Genomic DNA, 19,654 nt, shown 5'->3' with positions numbered 1-19,654 from the left:
CGCGGGGCCCGGCCGCTCGGCGTCCGCGTTCTGCACCGGGTATCCGCCAAAGGGGCCTGCGGTAACGATGGGTTGAGTGTTTCCGCCTGTGTGGCCCGCACTGCGGTCACCTCGCCCAGGGGCTGCTCTCTGGGGCGGGCCGGCAGGGCGCGGTAGCCGCTGTGGGGGTCGGTCTCTTGTGCGCCGTGGCTTCCCCGCTCACCGTGGGCGGTGCCTGTCTTTGCTGCGCGGTCTCTGGTTCGGCCCGGGGCGCGGCGGGAGAATGGAGTTCTGGTGTCGCGTGATCGGGGGATCCATGGACATGGCCAGTCAGATCCTTCCGCTCGCCGGTGTCGCTGTCGGAGCCGCCATGTCTTTTGTGGTGACGAGTCTGAACGAGCGGGCCAAGTGGCGGCGTGAGCAATCCGTGCGGTGGGACGGACAGCGCCTGACGGCCTATGCCGAATACGCGCATGCTGTCAAGGATCTCGCCTACCAGTACCGGCGCATCGCGGTGGCCCGGGGGTTGACCGCAGGTCCTCACCCGCTGGAGCCTACTGCGGCGGTACTTGACAGGCTGGGTGAGGCGGAAGTCCACCGCACCGCCCTGTCCGAAGCCCTGCTCCTCCTGGCAGACAGGCACACCATTGCCGCGATGAAACGGATGAACCAGTGCTTGTGGCTGCTGGAAGCACTGGCCCGGGCAACTCCCGGCCAGGACCACAGCGGCAGCTGGGACCGGGCGTATGCCGACTATCGCGCCGCGCGACAGGAATACATCGAGCAGGCACGCCAGAACCTCGGCGCGAGCGGATCCGTGCGGCCCCTCCCGGGGTGACCTGACCGGCCGCCGCCTGCTTCACGGACAGCCGGACCCCGAGGCACCGGCACCGCCCCGCTGCCAAGGTATGGCTGGCTACCGCGGCGTCGGCGGTCGGTCCGGATGATGCCTGATCTCACCCGCGTAGCGGATTCCAGCGCCCTGCGCGGTCCGTCGCCGCAGTACGCACGGGCAGGTGGTCGGGGGCAGCCCGACAGTCTGCGGGGCAGGCCCCTCAGGCCGCCCGGCAACTCGGGGAGCTGGGCCAGTGCGCAAGGCGCATGAGGGAAGGACTCGACCATGCCCTCTTCCTGGTCGCTGCCCGAGCCGACGCTGGCGGCCGCCAGCGAGAAGCCCAAGCTCCCGCCCGGGTATGCCGCTGAACCCAAGTGGGACGACTTCCGGGCGCTGGCGAGTCACGGGCGGCAGGGCCGGGTGAGGCTCCGCTCGCGCAGCGGCGGAACCCTGGCCGATACCTTCGCCGAGATCGTGCGCGCGGCTGCGCATCTGCCGCAGGGCACCGTTTTCGACAGGGTTACGTGACCTGTGGGGGTGTCTCAGCCCCAAGGTGTTGCAGGCGGCGCAGCTCCCATAGATGAGACGTGACGTGACGGGCGTCGCGGCCACGTGCCGCAGCGGCCGCTCAGAGGTGGCCGTCCAGGAACTTCCGTACCTCGGTGATGGTCATGGGCCCCGTGCCGTGCGCCACCGCCTCTCCCTCCTTCAGCAGGACGTAGGACGGGGCTCCGGTGATCCCGTATCGCTCGGTTGCGGCCGGACAACGCGTGATGTCGGCGCGGATGGCCGTCAGGCGGCCCGTGTAGTCGTCGGCGATGCCACCCACGACGAGGTCCATCACCCGGCAGGGCTCGATTGCCTTGGGCCATGTCCCGGTGAAGTATGCGAGGACCGGAACTCCGCTCATCCCGAGGATGAAATTGAACTCCGCGTCCTCACGGGGTCGGTGAACCCGGTTCGCCATGGATGCTCCTGACCTCATGTTCCGTCGTTCCATCCCCATCATCCCTCGCGCGGTGTGCCGGGCCGGCCCGGTCGGTCGTCCGGTTGACCTGTCGGAAGGGAGGCGCGGGGCCGTCGCAGAATAACGGGGGTCCCCGGCGCGAGCGGCCCGGCCCCGCCCTGGTGACCCGGCCTGGCCGCCCCGCCGGTCATCCAGCTGCAGCCTGCCGCGCGCCCGTGGGTCAGCTCGTGCCAGGACAGCGCGCCTTCCACGACGATATGAAAGCCGTCTTCCAGGGCATGGTGGCCCAGATCGCCGACCAGATGCTCGATGAGCGCGTCGACGAGTGGGCCGGTGCGCATCGTCCACCGGATCCAACCGAGCCGTATCCGCCACCGCGCTTCTCGGAGACAGCGTTCCCGACGGGCTTCCCGAGGCCTTGTCATGAGCCAGCTGATGGCACCGAGAACGAGGCACGATTCCTGGACCGCTCGGACGCGGTCGTGGACGGTCGAAGTACGCGTCAGCTGCCCCGAAGACCGACCGCCAGCGTCAGCTCAAGGACCCGGTGTGGCGATGCGAGATCCGGAAACAGTTCCCGCAGCTGCGACATCCGGTACCGCACCGTCTGGGGATGGACGAACAACGCTGCCGCCACCTCGTCCCGCCTGCCCTGATGCAACAGCCACGCCCGCAATGTCTCCTCCAGCCGCCGTGCGGTCGCGGCAGGCAAGGTCCGCAACGGTGCGAGGGCCCGGGTACGCAGGTCTGCGAACGCGTCCACGTCGGCGCTCAGCACCAGCTCGGGCAGGTGGTCCTCGGTGTCGCGGATATCGGAGGAGAGGGAGCGCGCGCGTACGGCTCGTGCGTACGAGGCGGACGCACGAGTCCATGGCCGGGCCGGGCCGACCACGGAGGTGCGGTCGGTCAGCTGCCGCAGGAGATGTGATCGGTCGGCATCGGGGACGAGCAGCACGCCGGTGGCGTCCGGCAGATCGTCCAGGACGAGGGTGCTCGGGTCGAGCGTGCGGTGGGCGGGTCGGGCCTGGGCGGCGGGCAGCAGGACCGCGGTCAGGGAAACGGGAGGCTGCCACCCGGCTCGCTGAGCGGAGGCCAGCAGTACGTCCGGGCTCGCGCCGGCGAGGAGGTCGCGGGCCAACTGCTCCAGATGGCGTTCGTGAGCCCGGCCCCGGGCGGCCAGTTCGTCGGCGTGGCCCGCGGCGCTCGCGGCGGAGAGCTCGTCGATGTAGGCGAAGGTCAGCTCGGCGAACTTGGCGACTTCGGCAGCGGGCAGACCTGCGGGTACGGCACCCGCCGCCAGGCCTCGCCAGGCCACACGGGCGCCGACGCGATAGGCGCTGAGCAGGGCGTCCATGGAACGGCCGTCGCGCACCTCGCCCCGGCCCAGCTCGTAGGCCGCGTCACTGGCGTCGCCGCTGATGGTGTTCCCGCTCGCGAGGTCCAGGTAGTGCCCCAGGGCGGTGCGGACGGCGCGGCGGATGGTAGCGCCCATGTGGCCCGACAGGGCGTTGGTGTACGGAGGGACCTCGTCGATGATCGCCTGAACGACCTCGTCGGCCGTGGTCTTCAGCGCGGCCCGAAGAGCGGTGACCGTCGTCTCATCCAGGGCCAGCTCGCTGGCCCGCTGGACTGCATGACTCATGTTTTTATTCCCTACGAACAATCCCAACCATCAAATTCACGTCCTACGGTCAGGACTTTACGCCTGGAGACGCAGCAAGCTGGGGTCATGACGAGTACAGCCCTGCGCAGCAGGGCGTGGAAACTGCTGGAAATGGTCACGACGCCACTGCTGCCGTCGGACTACCTCGACCTGGTCAGCCCGCTGCGCGCGGGCGCCGACCTGCGGGGGCGCATCGAGGCTGTGCACCCGGAGACGGGTGACGCCGCGACCATCGTGATCAGGCCGGGACGGGGCTGGCGCGGCCACACGGCCGGTCAGTACGTACGGATCGGGGTCGACGTCGACGGGGTCCGCCTGTGGCGTGCCTACTCCCTCACCTCGCCCGCCAACCGCTCCGACGGCCGCGTCACGATCACCGTGAAGGCGATCTCGGACGGCAAGGTCAGCAACCACCTGGTCCGCAGAGCGAAACCGGGCACGCTGATCCAGCTCGACCAGGCGACCGGTGACTTCGTGCTGCCGCAGGCCAAGCCCGCCAAGGTGCTCTACCTGACGGCCGGCAGCGGCATCACGCCCGTGATGGGCATGCTGCGCGACACCGAGTTCGACGACGTCGTCATGATCCACTCCGCGCCGCAGCCGCAGGACGTGATCTTCCGCGACGAACTGCACGACCTGGTCGCGGACAAGAAGCTGCGCCTCACCGAGGTGTACACCGACACCCACGGCATGCTCGACATCGCCCGTCTCGACGGACTCGTGCCCGACTGGGCCGAGCGCGAGACCTGGGCCTGCGGGCCCGCGGGCCTGCTCGACGCCGCCGAGAAGCACTGGAGCGAGCACGGCGTACCGGAGCGCCTGCACACCGAACGCTTCCGCCCCAGCATCGTCGTCGCCGGCGACGGCGGCGAGGTCACGTTCAGCACCACAGGCAAGATCGTCGGAGCGGACGGCGCCACGCCGTTGCTGGACATCGGCGAGAAGGCCGGCGTGCTCATGCCCTCCGGGTGCCGCATGGGCATCTGCTTCGGCTGCGTCACACCGCTCAAGGACGGCGCCGTCCGCGACCTGCGCACCGGCGAGATCACCGAGGCCGGGCCGGGCGTCCTCATCCAGACCTGCGTGTCCGCCGCGGCGGGCCCCTGCGACATCGAACGGTAGGAGCACCTTGACCGCCATCGACCCCACCGCCCACCTGAGCGCGGAGCAGATCGAGGAGCTTGGTCGCGAGCTGGACGCGATCCGCGACGAGGTGATCGCCAGCCGGGGCGAGAAGGACGCCGCCTACATCCGAAAGGTCATCTCGGCGCAGCGCAAGCTCGAGCTGGCCAGCAGGGGCGTGCTGCTGTTCTCGTTCTTCCCGCCCGCGTGGCTGATCGGCACCGCCGGGCTGTCCGTGGCGAAGATCATGGACAACATGGAGATCGGCCACAACGTCCTGCACGGCCAGTGGGACTGGATGCGGGACCCGAAGATCCACTCCACCACCTGGGAGTGGGATCACGTCTCGCCGTCCGAGCAGTGGAAGCACTCGCACAACGAGCTGCACCACACCTACACCAACGTCATCGGCAAGGACAACGACCTCGGCTACGGCATCATGCGCGTCGACGAGGACCAGGCGTGGCACCCGGTCCACCTCGGCCAGCCGCTGTGGAACTTCCTCAACGCCTGCTTCTTCGAGTACGGCATCGCAGCGTACGACCTGGAGCTCGGCAAGAACCTCAACAAGCGTCGCCGCAAGAACCCGGAGTTCCGCGCGCGGGCCAAGGCCGTGGGCCGCAAGATCCGCAAGCAGGTGCTCAAGGACTACGTGATCCACCCGCTGCTGTCGGGCCCGTCGTTCCTCACCACGCTCGCCGCCACGTTCACCGCGAACCTGGTCCGCAACATCTGGTCCCACTCGGTGATCATGTGCGGGCACTTCCCCGAGGGGGTGCAGATCTTCGAGCGCCGGTCGATCAAGGGCGAGACGCGCGGCCAGTGGTACCTGCGCCAGATGATGGGCTCGGCGAACATCAGCGGCAGCAGGGCCATGCACTTCATGACCGGCAACCTCTCGCACCAGATCGAGCACCACCTGTTCCCGGACCTGCCGAGCAACCGGTACGCCGAGGTCGCGGTGAAGGTGCGCGCACTGTTCGAAAAGTACGAGCTGGAGTACGTCACCGGGCCACTGCCCAAGCAGGTGTTCTCCGCGTGGCACAAGGTCTTCCGGCTCTCGCTGCCGAACAAGAAGCCCAAGGTCAAGACACCGGACCGCGAGCAGGAGCTCGTCGCGGCCTGATTCCCGGTATTGGTTCAGATCTTTCAGCCGTACCGGCGGCTCCGCCGGGTTCGGTGCAATCCGTTGCGGGCGACATCAGACCGTACGACACGGGATCCGGGGCAGCCCGGTGTCCGGCTGCGCTGCCTGGATGTGCGCCAGGCGTATTCGATTGCCCAGTCCGGTGCCGGTGCCGGTGGCTGCTGGCTGTACCGCGCTTGAGCCCTTCTGAACGAGCTGCGTTCTTGATGTTCCCGACGAACGTGGTCCAAGTGGTTGAGGGAAGGCGGAGGGCGGGGCCGTCGGGCTATATCTTCAGGACGCGTCCGACACCGTGGTGCCCAGGACAACCCGGTCCGATGGCTGTTTACCCACACGTGGCGGGCCGTCGGCAGGTGTGGACGGCGTCCTGGCAATGAGCTCGACTCAGTTCCAGGAGAAGAGTTCCCCGCCGACGCCGGCCTCGCCGGACTCGACCACGCCGCCCAGCCGTTCCGCCGAGGCTTCCAAGGCCACGACCGCGGAGACTTGCCGGTGGCTTCGACGGCGGCCTGGTTCCGCTTGATGATGCTCTGGCTGCGCTTGACCTGGTCGCAACTGTGCATCAGGTGGTCCCGTTGCCTCCGATACGCACCCGGCCGGCGAAGCTGCCGGTCCCGTCGTAGCGGAGCGGAGCAGCATCCTGCTGCTGCCGCGTGCCAGGGGATCCGCGCGGCGACAGGACTGTCACACCACGTGGACAGGGCTGTCACAGCGTTCCAAGATCGCTTGACGTTGCTCCGGAGGGACGAGCCACAGTGTCTCGAGAGATCACACGAGCGGGGCCGCGTACGTTCGCGGACTGGGCAGGACGAGGAGGGAAAGTTCGGGTGAGGGAGAGCTGCGTCATTCTCGACATCGGCGGCGTGCTGGAGATCACGCCGCAGACGGGATGGGTGCAACGGTGGGAAGAGCGGCTGGGACTGCCGCCGGGCACCGTGCACGAGCGGATGGACGACGTGTGGCGTGCTGGAAGCGTTGGAAGGATCAGCGAGCAAGACGTGCACGGGGAACTGGCATCACGCCTGGGTCTTGACGCGCAGCAGGTCGAAGAACTCGTGGCTGATCTGTGGACGGAATACCTGGGAACGCCGAACGAGGAGCTGATCGACTACGTGCGAGCGCTGCAAGGGCAGTGCAAACTGGGCATCCTGAGCAACAGCTTCGTCGGCGCCAGAGAGCGGGAAACAGCGCGCTACCGCTTCGACGAACTCGTTGAACACATCGTCTACTCGCACGAGATCGGCATCGAGAAGCCGGACCCACGCGCTTTCGAAGCCGCCTGCGCCAGCCTGGACGTAAAGCCATCGAGTTGTCTGTTCATCGACGACTACGCCGTGAACGTCGAGGCCGCCCAGGCTGCTGGCATGCGGGCGCATCTGTTCGAGGACAACGCCCGGACGATTGCGCGCATCGCCGCCCATCTCGACACCGGTCCCCGCGCTGCAGGGCCCTTGCCGCTTGGATGACGCCGCCCTGGCCGCACATCACCGGCCACTGGCCGCCTGGCGGCGGGGCGCCTTACCGTGCATGCGTAGCCAACAGGGTGTACAGCCGGCCGCCACAGGGCATGGCGTCTCTGGCTCACCTCTCTGCAGTGGCAGGCCCGCGCGTACGCCACGCTCCTGGTCGCCGACCTCAAGCGCGCGGAGCGGGCAGCACGTGCGCACGACAGCACAAGCACCCCGCAGAGCCAGGGCCGTACCAGCAGGCGCGGCGTCGCCCGTCGGCACGCCCTACCGCTGCGCGGGTGAGACGTGAGATGCGCTGCGCTGGAGATTGCCTTCATGGCGACCGGCAGGGCGGGCACCGCGGGATTGCAGCCCGGCCGCCTGGTCGTACCGGCGGCAGATGGATGAGCAGTCGGGGGTGGTGCGTACGGCCAGTGGTGGTCGTGTGTTGGGATCACTTGCCGGCCAGGGCCAGGTTGGCTCCGTCTCGGAGATCGTCGAAGCCCTGCGCGACCACCGCGGCCGGAGCCAGGCAGGCGTGTCGGGTCTGCGGTGCCGTCGGCGCGGTGGCACAGCCCAGCTGGTTGTACGTGCGTTTGGCGTTCTGTAGCTTTCGCGCGACAGAACCCAGTGTCGCGAATCCCGGACGCCCGTTGATCTCCGTCATAGCCTGGTCGGCGACCTGGGAGACGGCACCGGCCGCCGCCTTGCGGAACACCCCCGAGTACGACAACCTCAAGACCAGCCGCAACGAGGCCACTCACCGTCTCCGGACGGCCAAGGCGCAAGTTGGAGCCTCTGCCGCGCTTTCCATTACTTACGGGGGCGCCGACCGCCCCGTCCTGGAGCTCACGGAGGAGATCGGCGCGTACGGCCGGGAAAAGTTCCGCGAGCTCTGTCACCTCTTGCTGAGCTGGGTCCCCGAGGGATCTGACGACTGAAGGGGGGCCTGGCGGTTCCTTCACATCAGTGGTCGAGCATACGACCACAGCGGCCCGTACGGGTTGTGACGGTCATCGGTAGCTGGCCAGCCCTCGCTGCTAAGCGCCAGGTGACGGGGCGTCTGTCAGCTGCATCTGGCCGCTGGTGTCAGCGATAGTTGGCCAGGCGAACTCTGGGGGCAAGGCCGCTGACGTGATGCCGGACCGGCGAGCAGACCGCCAGGTTCGCCAAGGGCAGTATCCGGCTACGAGGCTGATCGTTTATGCGGTGAATCCGGTCACCCAGTCGGGTGAGTTGGCACCCCGCAGCCTGTCGCTGGGGGCGCCGGGCCGTTACATATCGGGTTCGTGATCGAGAACCCGCTGCAGCGCGGTCTCCCGTGCTCGCTCTCACCTGTCCGCCGTTCTCTCCTCCATGGCCGCCGTACGCGCCGACGCCCGACTGCTGGCCGCCATCGGCGCGCCGCAGACGGCGGGATCGCGGAGAAGTGGCCCCCGCCACCGTCGTCTGCGAGCCGACACCGTGACCGTACGGCTGCCGGGTAAGGCGTGGCAGCTGGGGATGCCTCCCCGGCGACAGGTTCACCATCATGAAGGGCGACTCCAGATGAGGACACATATGTACGGCAGGAGCAGGCGGGCCCGGCATGGGTCCTTGGCGGTCGCGGTGCTCTCCGCGGCGGCTCTGCTGTTCACCCAGGGGCCGGCATCGGCGGCGAGCGGGAACTGGTACATCCCCTCTCCCGGAGGCGTGTACGGGGCGGCTTCCCAAGTCGCCTGGACGCCCCGGGTCGTCTGCGACCAGGGCCCGTGCACCTACGACTCGAACTGGCGACTGTCGGCCACTGCCCTCTCCAACGCAAAGTTCCTCAACACGGTTGGCTCCTCCTTCACCCTGGTCAAGGGCCACGACGGCACCCGCGTGGGGACCTGCACCGTGGACAGCGCCACCGAGGTGCACTGCGCGGCCACGGGCAACGGATCGGTAGCCACCGGAGACGACCTGCGCCCCGCGCAGGAACTCAACTTGAGGACTGCGTCCTCGTCTTGCACGGCGACGGCTGAGGTGTTCTGGTTCGAGAAGGACGGTACCGGCGACGCCGCGCCGGACGACGACAAGGTCATCCCCGTCACCGACGGGAGCTGCTAGGAGCAGTGCCGGGAAGGCCCCGCGGAGCGATAAAGGGAGGCGAATACGGCCGATTTCGTCCCGGATCACGATCGCGTGGCCAACTGGGTGATTGGGTCAACGTCCGTAGATTCGAGGCGCGCCGGAGCCCCGCTGGACTGGTTTGCCTGCGTCACCCCGCACTGACGCTCGTTCACCAGCCATGACGCTCTCGCACCGCCGCCTTGCCGTTCTCGGCCAGGCCGCGGTGCCAAGCGCAGGTCACAGGGCTGCTGTCAGCGATACCTGGCCGCAGCTGTCAGTCGTTGGACTGCCGGGAAGCGGCCCGACCAATCAGTGCGGCAACCTGGGGCTGCCCCACGTGCCCAAGAACCAGATTGCTACACGGCAGCAGGTCTACGGAGACGATCCGGCGATCGTTCCAAGGTGAGGCGCGACGGAACCCCCGGCAGAGGAACGACGGGGGTTCCGTCGCGTCCGTAGGGCCGCCAGCTGCTGGTAATGATCACTCATTGGGACTGCCTGCCGGGCCGACGCGCAGAGTTCGTCATCCCTGGCCAGCACAATCCCGTGTGCCGGGACACGATAGTTGGAACCGACAAGGCGCGGCGACTTGGCCGTTCAGGTCGTGCGTGACCCGCTTGTTGGAACTGAATTGGGTGCGGATCCTCTTGAGGGATGGCTGATCGGGGAAGACGCTGATTTGCGTGTGGTCGGTGCCGCAGGACTTCTACCGTGGTGGGGTGGAGGTGGGGTGCCATGGTGTCTTTGCCGGAGGAGCTTCGGGTTCGGGAGGCCGCGGCTCGGCAGAGAGTGGAGGAACTCCAGGCTGAGGCTGCGGAGTTGGCCGTCCGGCTGGAGAGGGCAAGGGAGGACCTTTCGCGGTTGGAGATCACGCGGGAGACGGTTGCGCAAGTCCTGGCGGAGTTGTCGGCCGCGGAGGCTGATCCGGACGTTGCGGCGGGGAATGCGCCGGAACCGAGTGAGACGTTGGTGCCTCATGGCACCGGGGTGATGATGGTGCCGCCCTGGCGGGAGGGTTTCGTCGTGGCGGTGTTGCCGGATGTGTACCGGGACATCGTGGAAGTCATCGCTGATGCCCCGGGGCCGGTGCAGGCCAAGCAGATTGTGCCGCGGATCGGCCTGCCGACGACGACCGGGAAGATCGAGGGGACCCGGAGCAAGTTGAAGCGGCTGGTGGAGCGGGGCTGGCTGGCCGAGGACAGCCCTGGACAGTTCACCCTCGCCCGCCGAGGGCCGGGTCGGGACCGGTCTAACTTGCACGGAATATGCCCGCATCTACGCACCGATCGCGGCTTCTGTCGGTGAGCCTCTTCAGCCTGGCTGGCCGGTATCCGGGATCGAGAGGCTGGTCAGCCGGTGCGGGCTGAAGGTCGTGGACCACCCCGCACGTGCAGACCTCCAGCAGCGGTACTTCGCCGGCCGTACCGATGGCCTGCGGCCCTATACCTTCGAGACCCTGGTGGCCGCGCGGGTCACCTGAGCGAGCGGTTCCGCAGCAGGGCTTCGGCGTAGTTGACTGACGTCCGTTTCGCGATCATGTGAGCCCGAGGACTACGCCAACGGTTTGGCGGACGAGCGTGCTCTGATCGCGGTGTCGGCCAAGTCCAATCGCAGCAAAGCAGACCAGGATCCTTACTACGTGGCTGCCGCCGTTCGCGGGCTACCGCTGCCAGTACGTGACCGACTGGGTGGCCGACAAGATCCGCTGGGGACTGACCATCGACCCGGCCGAACAAACCGCCCTCAACGAAGTCCTGACGCGCTGTCCCGACGAGCAGATCAGCGTCACCCGGGCCCGCTGAAACTCCCATCGTCTCCCATCAGCCCAACGACTCCACGAGTTCAGGCTCAGGAAGGGTGCACGGCCTCCCTCGCTTCTGACCTGCGACAGTGGGTAGAAGGTCCTGATGCGAAGCCGAGTTGGTGCGCACCTGGTCCGGCTCTCGGTGTGTGGTGCCAGTCAGGGGACATCCTGCGGTATTACATGGCAAATGTCGTAGAAGCCGTCCAGAGGCCTCCATTTGATCCCGGGTGCGTACGTAAGTCCGGGTCAGGGCCTTGGAGGAACTCGCCGACGCCTATGGTGACCCCGGATCACGGCGGCCTCTGGCCGGTGTTGAAGTTCCGCGTCGCGCCCGAGGTGAAGGAGGGCACGGCCGACGGGGCTCGTCGGCCGCGCCTACTCATCAGGGTCGTCGGCCTCGGCCGCGTCGAGGAGAGCAGCTACCTGCTCCCCGATGGCGCTACGCCGGATCTTGGCCGCGTTCCTCACGAGTGCTCCCTCGTACGCCCGTGGCAGCCCGCGTGCCGAATCCGCAGGAATGCCAAGGCTGTTGATCAGATCGAAAAGCGGCATGGCCGACACAGGCGGGGATTTGGCCATGCCAAGGGCGGCGAACTCCTCGCGCGTGAGCGGGCGCGCGAGGTTGTGACGCAGGACCGTCAGCCGCGGGTTCTCCACGTCTGAGGTGAAGAGGACGGACGTCGTCCATGAGCAGCCCGCTGCGCCAAGGGTTGGCTCTTCCGCTGCCACGAACGCCATCCCGCCGATGTGCCACCGGACGACACCGGTGCACCACTCGTGCTCGCCGATGCGGTACGTCTGCACTTTCTCAATGGAGTGCACGGTCGCCTTGGCGGCGAGCCAGCCGAAGGCGGAGGCGACGGCTACCTCCTGCTCCAGCTCCCCGACGGACGTCGTGCACACGAATGCCCCGTCTTCACCGAGCCGCTTCTTTGCTTCCCTCTTCATCGCCTTGAGCACCGCAGGGGCATTGAGGATCTCGGCTACGAGGGCGTCATCCGTCTTGGTCTGCTGCGTAAACCGGGCGAGCACTTGGTCCAGGCTCGTCAGATGTACGAACCGGTCGCCGAGGCCGTCGACGTCCCGATCCATGGGCGGCGGGTAGGACGAGCCAGCTCCGAAGTCTTTGGTGTTCGCACTGACGAAGTAGACCGTCTCCGTCTGGTGCCTATGCGCGTACTCGATGGCGGACAGCCAGATTGCGGCATCCCGGCCTCCCACCTTCAGCGACTTCGTGCCCTCGGTCGCCTTGCAGGGAGGCAAGGAGTTCGCTTCACGCCAGACGCCTTCCCGGAGGGCCGTCTCGCTGGTCGGAACCTCCTCGACGACGGTCGCGTATTGAGTCCGCCAGTGCTCCCGTACACGGTCCTCCTCGGACGGCCCGAGCGGTACCCCGTCGCTGTTCCAAGGCGTGGCCTTCTTCAGCGACTTCAGCGCACGGGCTGCCGCCTCATGGCGCTGCCGGTACTCCACCGCCTCTTGCGCAATGAGTTCCTCCACGACCATCCATGGGGCACCCACCCGTTCGACGCCGAGCGCGCGGATGGTACGGAGAAGGTCGGCGCTGCTGTCGCTCAGCGAGATGCCCCGGAGGACGCACGAATCGGTGATGATCAAAGCCTGAACTCCTGCCGCTGAGCCGTGAATCAGGTCACAGGGTGTCAGGCGCCGGGCTCGCGTGCACGTGATATCGGGACGAGTCAGCCAGGGTGGTGGTCAGCGATGGGCGCCGAGGAAGGCGGCGGTGAGAACGAGCCTGCCGCCGCCCGCGTAGCCCGGACCGGGCCCGTAGAACATCACCTCGCGCCTGTCTGCGGTGTCGACCTCAAGGGGGAGACGCCCCGTACGGCGGCGAGCAGAGAGCCGAGCAGCGCCTCGCCACGTTCAGCGGAGCTCGTTCAAGAGGGTGCGCAGGCGTGGAGTGGCCAGGTAGTTGGCCGTCTTGTGGAAGTCGAAGGCGTGGATGGCCTCGTCGAGCGGCTGCGGTGCGTCCACGCCGTCGAACTGCCGCTTGATGCCGTGCGGTGGCAGGGCTACCAGGTCGCCGGGATCGGCGAGGTTGACCCAGCGGGCCACTCCGGGCGGTCGTCTCCCGCGCAGCGACAGAGGCGGGGGCTGGAGGCGGTGGAACACGGCATGGGGGAGTGCCAGCGGCGAGCCGAGAGTGACGAGCAGCTCTCCTTCGAGCTGGGGATGGGCCCATAGAGCCTCGCAGGCGACGACTGGACCCAAGGAGTGGACGATGACCACCCGGGGCCTGTACGCGGTGATCAACTCGGCCGCGCGGTTGCGTGCTGCGGTGCATGCCGGTGCGCGGTATGGCTGGTAAGACCTTGGGGAGGTGTCGGCGGGCGGCCAGATCCCACAGCCGAACGCCAACGTCGTCGCCAACGGAGACGGCGCGCGGCCTGCCATCGGTGCTCGTGCACGCGACGGCGTTGACCGTCGCGGTGTGGCCGGTCAAGTTCGACCCGATCTGGCGGTGGGCCGCCAGGTCCCACAGGCGCACGGTCTTGTCGGCCCCGCCGGAGACGAGGATGGGACTGCCTGCCACGACCGCTCAGCGTTGTGGCGCTATCACGTGCGCAATGAGCCCACGCGCCTCTATCCCTGGCCCGTCCGGGTCGATTACCGCCTGACGGCCTGAACGATCTCAGCTACGGCTGTGGACATCAGTCGACGGCCGTAGAGGTCGGTTCGGCCGGCACCCCACATCGCGACGCAGCGTCCGCACGGATATCCATCAGCCCGGGGCGTCCGGATGCTAATTTCGGCAGGTGACCCGACTTCACCCCATTCAGCTCGGTGCGCAGATCGCGGGATACCAGGTGGAGCGTGAGATCGGTCGCGGGGGAGTGGGCGTTGTCTACCTCGCGAAAGATCTGCGGCTGGGTCGTGTCGTAGCCCTGAAAGTGCTCGCCCCTGAATTGACGCCCAGAGACGCTTTCCGTCGACGTTTCCTCAATGAGTCGCGCATGGCCGCTGCGATCGATCATCCGCACATCGTGCCGATCTTTGGAGCCGGAGAGGCCAACGGGGTCCTGTACATCGCCATGCGTTACGTTTCCGGGCCGACCTTGGGAGCTCTCTTGGATAGGGATGGTCCACTATCGGTGACAAGTGCGATGCGCATCGCTCGGCAGGTGGCGTCGGCGCTCGACGCCGCGCACGAGTTCGGTCTCGTACACAGGGACGTAAAGCCCGGCAACATCCTGTTGGCCAGGAGCGATGTCGGCGACGATCCCTACCATGCGTATCTCATGGACTTCGGGATGGCGAAACCATCGCTGGAGGAGGTGTCCTTCACCTCGGTGGGGCAGTTCGTGGGCACCCTGGACTATGTGTCCCCCGAACAGATCTCTGGGCGCCCCGTAGATGGCCGGGGCGATCTGTACAGCCTCGCCTGCGTCGTATATGAGGCCCTTGCGGGTAGCTCCGTATTCCAGAGTGACGACGACATGGCACTGCTGTGGGCGCACCGATATGACCGACCCCCGGAGCTCTCCTCGAGATGCCCGGGTCTCCCGTCGGCCGTCGACCACGTGATGACGAAGGCCCTGGCCAAGGAACCGGAGCATCGTTACAGTTCATGCCGGGAGTTCGTGGCGGAGTTGATTTCCGCCACGGGCGGTCGGGCGAGCTGAAATCGATGGCCCGTAGACCCTGGTGGCCGCGCCGATGGCGGCATAAGAGTGGTCGGTACGCGCCGGACCTCTGGCCCGTGTGGATCGTGGCCAGTCTGGCTGTGGTCGTGGTCTGCGTCGTCGGCGTCGTGGCGTACTGGCTCGTCCGCCGGCTGACGGAACCCACGGGGGCCCTGGACGTTCCCGATGGCATCAGGCTCAGCATCGCCATCCTGACGGTCTTCGGTGCGGTCCTCGCCGGTGTGTACGCCTATCGTAGGCAGCGCATCGCCGAAGGGGACGCCCACCGGGCGGACGCGGCCCAGTTCGCCGAGCGTTACAGCACGGCGGCCGGCCAGCTGGGTCATGAAGGACCGGCCGTACGCCTCGCCGGCGTATATGCGATGGCCCGGCTGGCCGATGACTGGGTGGAGCAACGCCAGGTCTGCGTGGATGTCCTGTGCGCCTATTTGCGCATGCCCTACGAATGGAACCTGGAGTCCGACCAGTACAGGAAGGGAGAACTGGAGGTACGGCAGACGATCATCCGGGTAATCCGCGATCACCTCCAGGAGCCGCTGGAGCAGTCTTCATGGTCGACCTGCGCTCTTGATTTCACTCGCGCGACCTTCGACGGAGGCGACTTCTCCGGCTGCAGGTTTCGCGGCAGTGTCTCCTTTGCCGACGCCGACTTCGTTGGTGACCTGATCAGCTTCGACGAAGCCGGATTCCTCGACGGCGTGGTCACCTTCCACGGCGCACGATTCGGTGCGGGTGCGGTCACCTTCAACGATGCGCAATTCCAGGGCGGTGTAGTCAGCTTCGACGAGGCCCGGTTGAGCGGCAGTGCGCTTTCCTTCCGCGGCGCGCTGCTCGGTGCCGGCGACATCACGTTCCACCACGCGAGCCTCAGTGGCGGGACGCTTACCTTAGACGAGGCACGGTTCGTTGGTGGCACGGTTGGCTTCGACTACGCGCAGTTCGGCAACGCTACGGTTACCTTCCACCGGGCCCGACTTGCCGACGGGTCGCTCGCCTTCCGCCGCGCACGATTCACCGGAGGCACGCTTAGCTTCGACCACGCGCACTTCACCGGCGGTACTCTCGCCCTCGACGACGCGGAATTCACGGGCAGTACGGTGAGCTTCTACGCGGCGCGGTTCGATGGTGGAAACGTCACCTTCGACTACGGGCAGTTCACCGACAGCACGGTCACCTTCCATCACGGGAGATTCAACGGAGGCACCGTCTCGCTCGGCCGCGCCCGGTTCAGCGGTGGCATGGTCTCCTTCGTCCGCGCCCAGGTGAACGGGGGTCGAGTCGCCTTCGCCGACGCACAGTTCAGCGACGCCAACGTCCGATGGGGCCGCCTCCGGCCGCCCGAGGGCTGGTCGGGCTGAACTCCGGCCCGACTCTCACGAGCGAGAGCTGTCGGAACTGGCCCACCCGAGCTGATGAGCCCGCGCGTGGTCGAACGTCGCCCGCGCCGGGTCGCCGGAGGGCGTTCACGGGGCGGGTGTGGGTCAGCCTGCCAGATGCAGCCTGGTGGTGAATCCGCTACGTGAGCGCCCCCATCCGTGATTCCCGAACCTGGGGAGTTTCCACCGGGTCACGTGCCGCCACCATGAGCGTGATGGGCAACAGCGCCGTGGATCAGTGAGCCCTTCCCTTCAGAGACCTACACCCGTTGCTGGTAGTCATCGGCGAGCGGTAGTGGCCGGATATGAGTCTCAGGAGTGTCCTGTCTGCTTGTGAGGCCCAGCAGTGTGATGCGGGAGGGCAAGGAGGGACGCGGCAGTCGCGCAAAACACGTTCGGGCAGGGAGCGCTGATTGTGGCAGGCTGTGGCTACGAAGGCAGTGGAGACCGTTACGGCTGGATGGCGGTCTGGTGCCGGGGGAGGAGCGGCTGCTGGTGTCAGTACGGGGCGATGAGGTGGTGGTGTTCGGCCGTACGCACCGGGTTTTGGCCGGGGTGGTGGTGGCGGGTGCGGTGGTCATTGCCGGGATCGGGTTCGCGGGTTCTTACGCGGCGGTGCGCGCGCTCGCGGAGAAGAAAGGTTTCGGGAACTTCTCCGTCGTCTTCCCGATCGGCATCGACGCGGGCATCTGCGTGCTCCTCGCGCTCGACCTGCTGCTGACCTGGATCCGCATCCCCTTCCCGCTCCTGAGGCAGACCGCCTGGCTGCTGACGGCCGCGACCATCGCCTTCAACGGCGCGGCCGCCTGGCCCGACCCGCTCGGCGTCGGCATGCACGCGGTCATCCCGGTCCTGTTCGTCGTCGCCGTCGAGGCCGCCCGCCACGCGGTCGGCCGCATCGCGGACATCACCGCCGACAAGCACATGGAAGGCGTCCGCCTCACCCGCTGGCTCCTCTCGCCGGTCCCCACCTTCCGCCTGTGGCGCCGCATGAAGCTGTGGGAACTGCGCTCCTACGAGCAGGTCATCAAGCTGGAGCAGGACCGCCTCGTCTACCGCGCCCGCCTCCAGGCCCGCTACGGCCGCGGCTGGCGCCGCAAGGCGCCGGTCGAGTCGCTGATGCCGCTGCGCCTGGCCAAGTTCGGCGTCCCGCTCGCGGACACCGGCCCCGCAGGCCTCGCCGCGGCGGGCATCGAGCCGACGCTGCTGCCCACTGCCCCGCCGGTCACGCCCGTGGTGAGCGCGACCCCCCAGCCCCAGCCCGAGCCGGCGCCCGCGCCGGAGCCGGAGTTCGTCCAGGAGGAGCCGTCCGAGGCTGTGTCCCTGGAGAGTCCCTGGTTCGCCGCCCAGCAGTTGGATCAGGAGGCGTACGCGGGCACGTATGACCCCCAGTATGTCGAGGGTCTGGAGCCGACCCCGGTGATGGTCCCGGCGGGGCGGTTGGCCGATGCCTATGAGGCGTTCCTTGCCGAGTTCCGCCTCGAGCCGTCCGCCACGCAGTGGGCCGTGTGGCTGCGTGACGTCCTCGGTATCGCCACGGGTTCGGGCGAACCGCTCTCCGAGCAGCAGGTGCAGCCCCTGCTCCAAGCCCTCCGTCAACGCTACACACCGCACCCCCACCGGCGGGCAGCTTCCGGCCCGCCACTACCGGGCGGCCACTCCGGGGACAGCGACCTTTCCGGGACCTGGCGTAGCAACGAGCAGGAACACGCCTCCCACCCCGTTACAGGCGACGTCACGGCGGATGTGGACGAGCGGGATCTCATCACCGGTGAGGGGAGCGAGCCCATCAGGGAGGGAGACACCGTGGACGTCGTCGGGCGCTTCCCGGAGGGGCAGGGGGAACGCAGGGAGTCGCCTGCCGGGGATGCTGCCGATACCGGGGATGAGGAAGCCGACGAGCCGCTGTCGCAGAGGGAGGGTGCGCGGGCGGTGCCTGTCGGTGCTGCCGCGCAGGGCGCGAGGCAGCAGCGTGGCCCGCGGGTCAATGCCCCCCTCGACGAGCCACCTTCACCCCAGGATCGAGGTGGGAGTGGGATAGGTGTCCTGAATGCTTCTGACCGGTACTACCTCGCGTGGAGGGAGTACCAGGAGGAAAACGGCGATGAACCCACCGATGAGGAGTTGTCGACCTACCTGGCTACGAAGGGCCTGCTGGGCCGCGGGGGCAAACCTGTCAGCGCGGGCAACGTGCGCCGCCACTTCGTACGCTTGCGCATATACCAGGTGTGGGCCGAACACCGGCTACACACCGGCACTCCCGCGCCCGTGGAGGTGGCGCGGGTGTGCGGGGAGCGGGGGATCACCGCTCAGTACAACAAGCCGGTCACCCCCGCGCTGGTCGCCGGGGAATGCGAGGACTTCGAGCGCCGCTGGCAGACACTCACCCACCAACCCACCCCAGGCACGCCATAAACCGCACCCCTGACGGAGGAGAAACCATGCGCGCCCTGCGCATTGACCCGGACACCACTGTCACCGAGCTCTTGCTGCCGCGGAAGGACGCGTTCTGCGTGATCGGTGAGCAGGTAGGTTCCCCCGATTGTGTCGACCAGGGCGTCTACCACCGCCGGGCGGTGCTGCACATCCATGGCAGCGGCCGCACGCTCGGTCTCCCGCAGAATCTGACCGCCTGGGCGTTGGCGAGTGCCTGGCGGGGCGTCGCCGTGTATCCGCTGGCCGGAACCATCGTCGTCACCGGCCGCACAGCCGACGGGGATGCGGCAGCACTCGACGACGACCTGGCGGAACACGTTCAGACTGTGGCGCGCACCGTGCGGGAGACGCTGGCGCAGTGGCGTCGGCGGCCTCCGAGCTCCGACGAGGCAGCAATCGGTGAACTGCTCGCCTACGCAGCCCGTGACGTGGCCTCCAGCCGGTAGCGATGACCTGCGCGGCGAGTCGACAGGGAGGTCCGCGGCGACGTGGCATTCCTGGACCGCAACTGCACGCTGAACCCGCCTCATTGAGATCCCTCAGGCCCAAGGTGGCCGGTAGGCTCCTGGCCGCTCCGAGGGCACGGGGACGCCGGAACCTACCCCCAGATCTTTGCGCATCACTGCCTGCATCTGCGTGATCTCGTCCCACATGTGCAGCAGGAACGCACGCAGCTCCTCACCCGCGTGATCGTCTGTTGCCGATGCCTCGCCGAGGTGCCCGAACCGCTTGTAGGCGTCGGCCAGAGCGATCCGTACGCGGTTGGCGGCGTCCAGCACAGTGTCGGGTACCAGCATCTGCGCCTGCGCGAAGTCGTTCTGGAACGCGAGCCGCGCCTCCTCCGTCTCCGAGGACGGCCCCGCTTGGTCGGGGAACCGGTTCAGGTCCTCCATCAGCCGTATCCGCCACAGGCGGGCGCTGGTGTTGAGGGCAATGTAGGTCGCCCGCCGACGCTCCAGGTCGGCTGCCGTCGCCTCGTGGCGCCGCAGGTCTTGGTCGGCCAGCCGTCGCAACTCGGACTCCTGCGACCGCGATCGCGCACCCACCCACGCCGCGGCCAAGGGCGCGAGCAACGTACCCAATACCCCCATGCCGGCCACCAACACCGCAACAGTTCC

Annotated in this window: 18 protein-coding genes and 3 pseudogenes; 14 read left to right on the top strand and 7 right to left on the bottom strand. The window is 67.8% G+C overall.

The window, feature by feature from the left end; all coding sequences use genetic code 11:
- The first annotated feature begins 301 nt into the window (after positions 1 to 301).
- Positions 302 to 817, top strand: a complete 516-nt coding sequence (locus tag OG965_RS01015; RefSeq protein WP_371648110.1) for a hypothetical protein — start codon at positions 302 to 304, stop codon at positions 815 to 817.
- Positions 818 to 1,099: 282 nt separating this feature from the next.
- Positions 1,100 to 1,342 carry a hypothetical protein gene (locus OG965_RS01010; RefSeq protein ID WP_371648108.1) on the top strand — a complete coding sequence of 81 codons (243 nt, stop codon included), beginning with the start codon at positions 1,100 to 1,102 and terminating at the stop codon, positions 1,340 to 1,342.
- Positions 1,343 to 1,442: 100 nt separating this feature from the next.
- Here the strand turns inward: OG965_RS01010 and OG965_RS01005 are convergent, their stop codons facing one another.
- Positions 1,443 to 1,781 (bottom strand): thioredoxin domain-containing protein, encoded by a 339-nt coding sequence (locus tag OG965_RS01005; RefSeq protein WP_329404331.1) that lies wholly within the window; start codon positions 1,779 to 1,781, stop codon positions 1,443 to 1,445.
- A 502-nt stretch (positions 1,782 to 2,283) separates the two neighbouring features.
- Positions 2,284 to 3,423, bottom strand: coding sequence for a helix-turn-helix domain-containing protein (locus OG965_RS01000; protein WP_329404332.1), 1,140 nt, complete (start codon positions 3,421 to 3,423; stop codon positions 2,284 to 2,286).
- Between the two features lie 87 nt (positions 3,424 to 3,510).
- Here OG965_RS01000 and OG965_RS00995 point away from each other — a divergent pair, with 87 nt between their 5' ends.
- From OG965_RS00995 to OG965_RS00980, 4 genes are all read left to right on the top strand, one after another.
- Entirely contained in the window at positions 3,511 to 4,566 is a 1,056-nt protein-coding gene (locus OG965_RS00995) for a ferredoxin reductase (RefSeq protein ID WP_371648105.1), read from the top strand.
- A 7-nt stretch (positions 4,567 to 4,573) separates the two neighbouring features.
- On the top strand, positions 4,574 to 5,692 hold the full coding sequence (locus OG965_RS00990; RefSeq protein WP_371648103.1) for a fatty acid desaturase: 1,119 nt from the start codon (positions 4,574 to 4,576) through the stop codon (positions 5,690 to 5,692).
- A gap of 9 nt (positions 5,693 to 5,701) precedes the next feature.
- A complete protein-coding gene (locus OG965_RS00985; RefSeq protein ID WP_371648101.1) occupies positions 5,702 to 5,893 on the top strand; it encodes a DUF6207 family protein in 192 nt (63 codons plus the stop codon).
- A gap of 647 nt (positions 5,894 to 6,540) precedes the next feature.
- The gene (locus OG965_RS00980; protein WP_371648098.1) at positions 6,541 to 7,179 is read left to right on the top strand and encodes an HAD family hydrolase; all 639 of its coding nucleotides are present in this window, start codon (positions 6,541 to 6,543) and stop codon (positions 7,177 to 7,179) included.
- Between the two features lie 436 nt (positions 7,180 to 7,615).
- Here OG965_RS00980 and OG965_RS00975 read toward each other — a convergent pair whose 3' ends face one another.
- Positions 7,616 to 7,828 (bottom strand): hypothetical protein, encoded by a 213-nt coding sequence (locus tag OG965_RS00975; protein WP_371648095.1) that lies wholly within the window; start codon positions 7,826 to 7,828, stop codon positions 7,616 to 7,618.
- Here OG965_RS00975 and OG965_RS00970 point away from each other — a divergent pair.
- The 4 genes from OG965_RS00970 (at position 7,815) to OG965_RS00955 (ending at position 11,057) form a co-directional block, all read left to right on the top strand.
- Positions 7,815 to 8,102, top strand: a complete 288-nt coding sequence (locus tag OG965_RS00970) for a hypothetical protein (RefSeq protein WP_371648094.1) — start codon at positions 7,815 to 7,817, stop codon at positions 8,100 to 8,102. The genes OG965_RS00975 and OG965_RS00970 overlap by 14 nt on opposite strands.
- 607 nt (positions 8,103 to 8,709) lie before the next feature.
- Positions 8,710 to 9,252 (top strand): hypothetical protein, encoded by a 543-nt coding sequence (locus OG965_RS00965; protein ID WP_371648092.1) that lies wholly within the window; start codon positions 8,710 to 8,712, stop codon positions 9,250 to 9,252.
- Between the two features lie 738 nt (positions 9,253 to 9,990).
- Positions 9,991 to 10,560: a hypothetical protein gene (locus OG965_RS00960; protein WP_371648090.1), complete on the top strand. Its 570-nt coding sequence runs from the start codon at positions 9,991 to 9,993 to the stop codon at positions 10,558 to 10,560.
- A gap of 371 nt (positions 10,561 to 10,931) precedes the next feature.
- Entirely contained in the window at positions 10,932 to 11,057 is a 126-nt protein-coding gene (locus OG965_RS00955; protein ID WP_371648089.1) for a hypothetical protein, read from the top strand.
- 377 nt (positions 11,058 to 11,434) lie between these two features.
- On the opposite strand, the gene OG965_RS00950 is transcribed toward OG965_RS00955, so the two are convergent.
- From OG965_RS00950 to OG965_RS00940, 3 genes and pseudogenes are all read right to left on the bottom strand, one after another.
- Positions 11,435 to 12,676, bottom strand: a complete 1,242-nt coding sequence (locus tag OG965_RS00950; protein ID WP_371648087.1) for a PIN domain-containing protein — start codon at positions 12,674 to 12,676, stop codon at positions 11,435 to 11,437.
- Positions 12,677 to 12,943: 267 nt separating this feature from the next.
- Complete coding sequence (locus OG965_RS00945; RefSeq protein WP_371657182.1) at positions 12,944 to 13,291, bottom strand: hypothetical protein; 348 nt, start codon at positions 13,289 to 13,291, stop codon at positions 12,944 to 12,946.
- A 262-nt stretch (positions 13,292 to 13,553) separates the two neighbouring features.
- Positions 13,554 to 13,613 (bottom strand): annotated as a pseudogene (locus OG965_RS00940) (WD40 repeat domain-containing protein); the annotation flags it as partial.
- Positions 13,614 to 13,836: 223 nt separating this feature from the next.
- On the opposite strand from OG965_RS00940, the pseudogene OG965_RS00935 reads away from it, so the two are divergent.
- The 4 genes and pseudogenes from OG965_RS00935 to OG965_RS00920 all read left to right on the top strand — a co-directional run.
- Positions 13,837 to 14,691 (top strand): annotated as a pseudogene (locus OG965_RS00935) (serine/threonine-protein kinase); the annotation flags it as partial.
- Between the two features lie 98 nt (positions 14,692 to 14,789).
- Positions 14,790 to 16,082 (top strand): pentapeptide repeat-containing protein, encoded by a 1,293-nt coding sequence (locus OG965_RS00930; RefSeq protein ID WP_371648085.1) that lies wholly within the window; start codon positions 14,790 to 14,792, stop codon positions 16,080 to 16,082.
- 537 nt (positions 16,083 to 16,619) lie between these two features.
- A pseudogene (locus tag OG965_RS00925) lies at positions 16,620 to 17,537 on the top strand (DUF2637 domain-containing protein); the annotation flags it as partial.
- A gap of 1,004 nt (positions 17,538 to 18,541) precedes the next feature.
- A complete protein-coding gene (locus OG965_RS00920; protein WP_371648083.1) occupies positions 18,542 to 18,982 on the top strand; it encodes a hypothetical protein in 441 nt (146 codons plus the stop codon).
- A gap of 93 nt (positions 18,983 to 19,075) precedes the next feature.
- On the opposite strand, the gene OG965_RS00915 is transcribed toward OG965_RS00920, so the two are convergent.
- The gene (locus OG965_RS00915) at positions 19,076 to 19,549 is read right to left on the bottom strand and encodes a hypothetical protein (protein ID WP_371648081.1); all 474 of its coding nucleotides are present in this window, start codon (positions 19,547 to 19,549) and stop codon (positions 19,076 to 19,078) included.
- Positions 19,550 to 19,654 lie beyond the last annotated feature (105 nt).

The organism is Streptomyces sp. NBC_00224 (assembly GCF_041435195.1).
Classification (GTDB): domain Bacteria; phylum Actinomycetota; class Actinomycetes; order Streptomycetales; family Streptomycetaceae; genus Streptomyces.
Note: the sequence above shows the minus strand (reverse complement) of the source record. Positions and strands in the feature narration are given on the sequence as shown.

Excerpts from the sequence above, each read along its gene's own strand:
- OG965_RS01010 (WP_371648108.1), top strand. The coding sequence starts at position 1,100 with ATGCCCTCTTCCTGGTCGCTGCCCGAGCCGACGCTGGCGGCCGCCAGC.
- OG965_RS00920 (WP_371648083.1), top strand. The coding sequence starts at position 18,542 with ATGCGCGCCCTGCGCATTGACCCGGACACCACTGTCACCGAGCTCTTG.
- OG965_RS00965 (WP_371648092.1), top strand. The coding sequence starts at position 8,710 with ATGAGGACACATATGTACGGCAGGAGCAGGCGGGCCCGGCATGGGTCC.
- OG965_RS01015 (WP_371648110.1), top strand. The coding sequence starts at position 302 with ATGGCCAGTCAGATCCTTCCGCTCGCCGGTGTCGCTGTCGGAGCCGCC.
- OG965_RS01000 (WP_329404332.1), bottom strand. The coding sequence starts at position 3,423 with ATGAGTCATGCAGTCCAGCGGGCCAGCGAGCTGGCCCTGGATGAGACG.
- OG965_RS00995 (WP_371648105.1), top strand. The coding sequence starts at position 3,511 with ATGACGAGTACAGCCCTGCGCAGCAGGGCGTGGAAACTGCTGGAAATG.
- OG965_RS00960 (WP_371648090.1), top strand. The coding sequence starts at position 9,991 with ATGGTGTCTTTGCCGGAGGAGCTTCGGGTTCGGGAGGCCGCGGCTCGG.
- OG965_RS00975 (WP_371648095.1), bottom strand. The coding sequence starts at position 7,828 with ATGACGGAGATCAACGGGCGTCCGGGATTCGCGACACTGGGTTCTGTC.
- OG965_RS01005 (WP_329404331.1), bottom strand. The coding sequence starts at position 1,781 with ATGGCGAACCGGGTTCACCGACCCCGTGAGGACGCGGAGTTCAATTTC.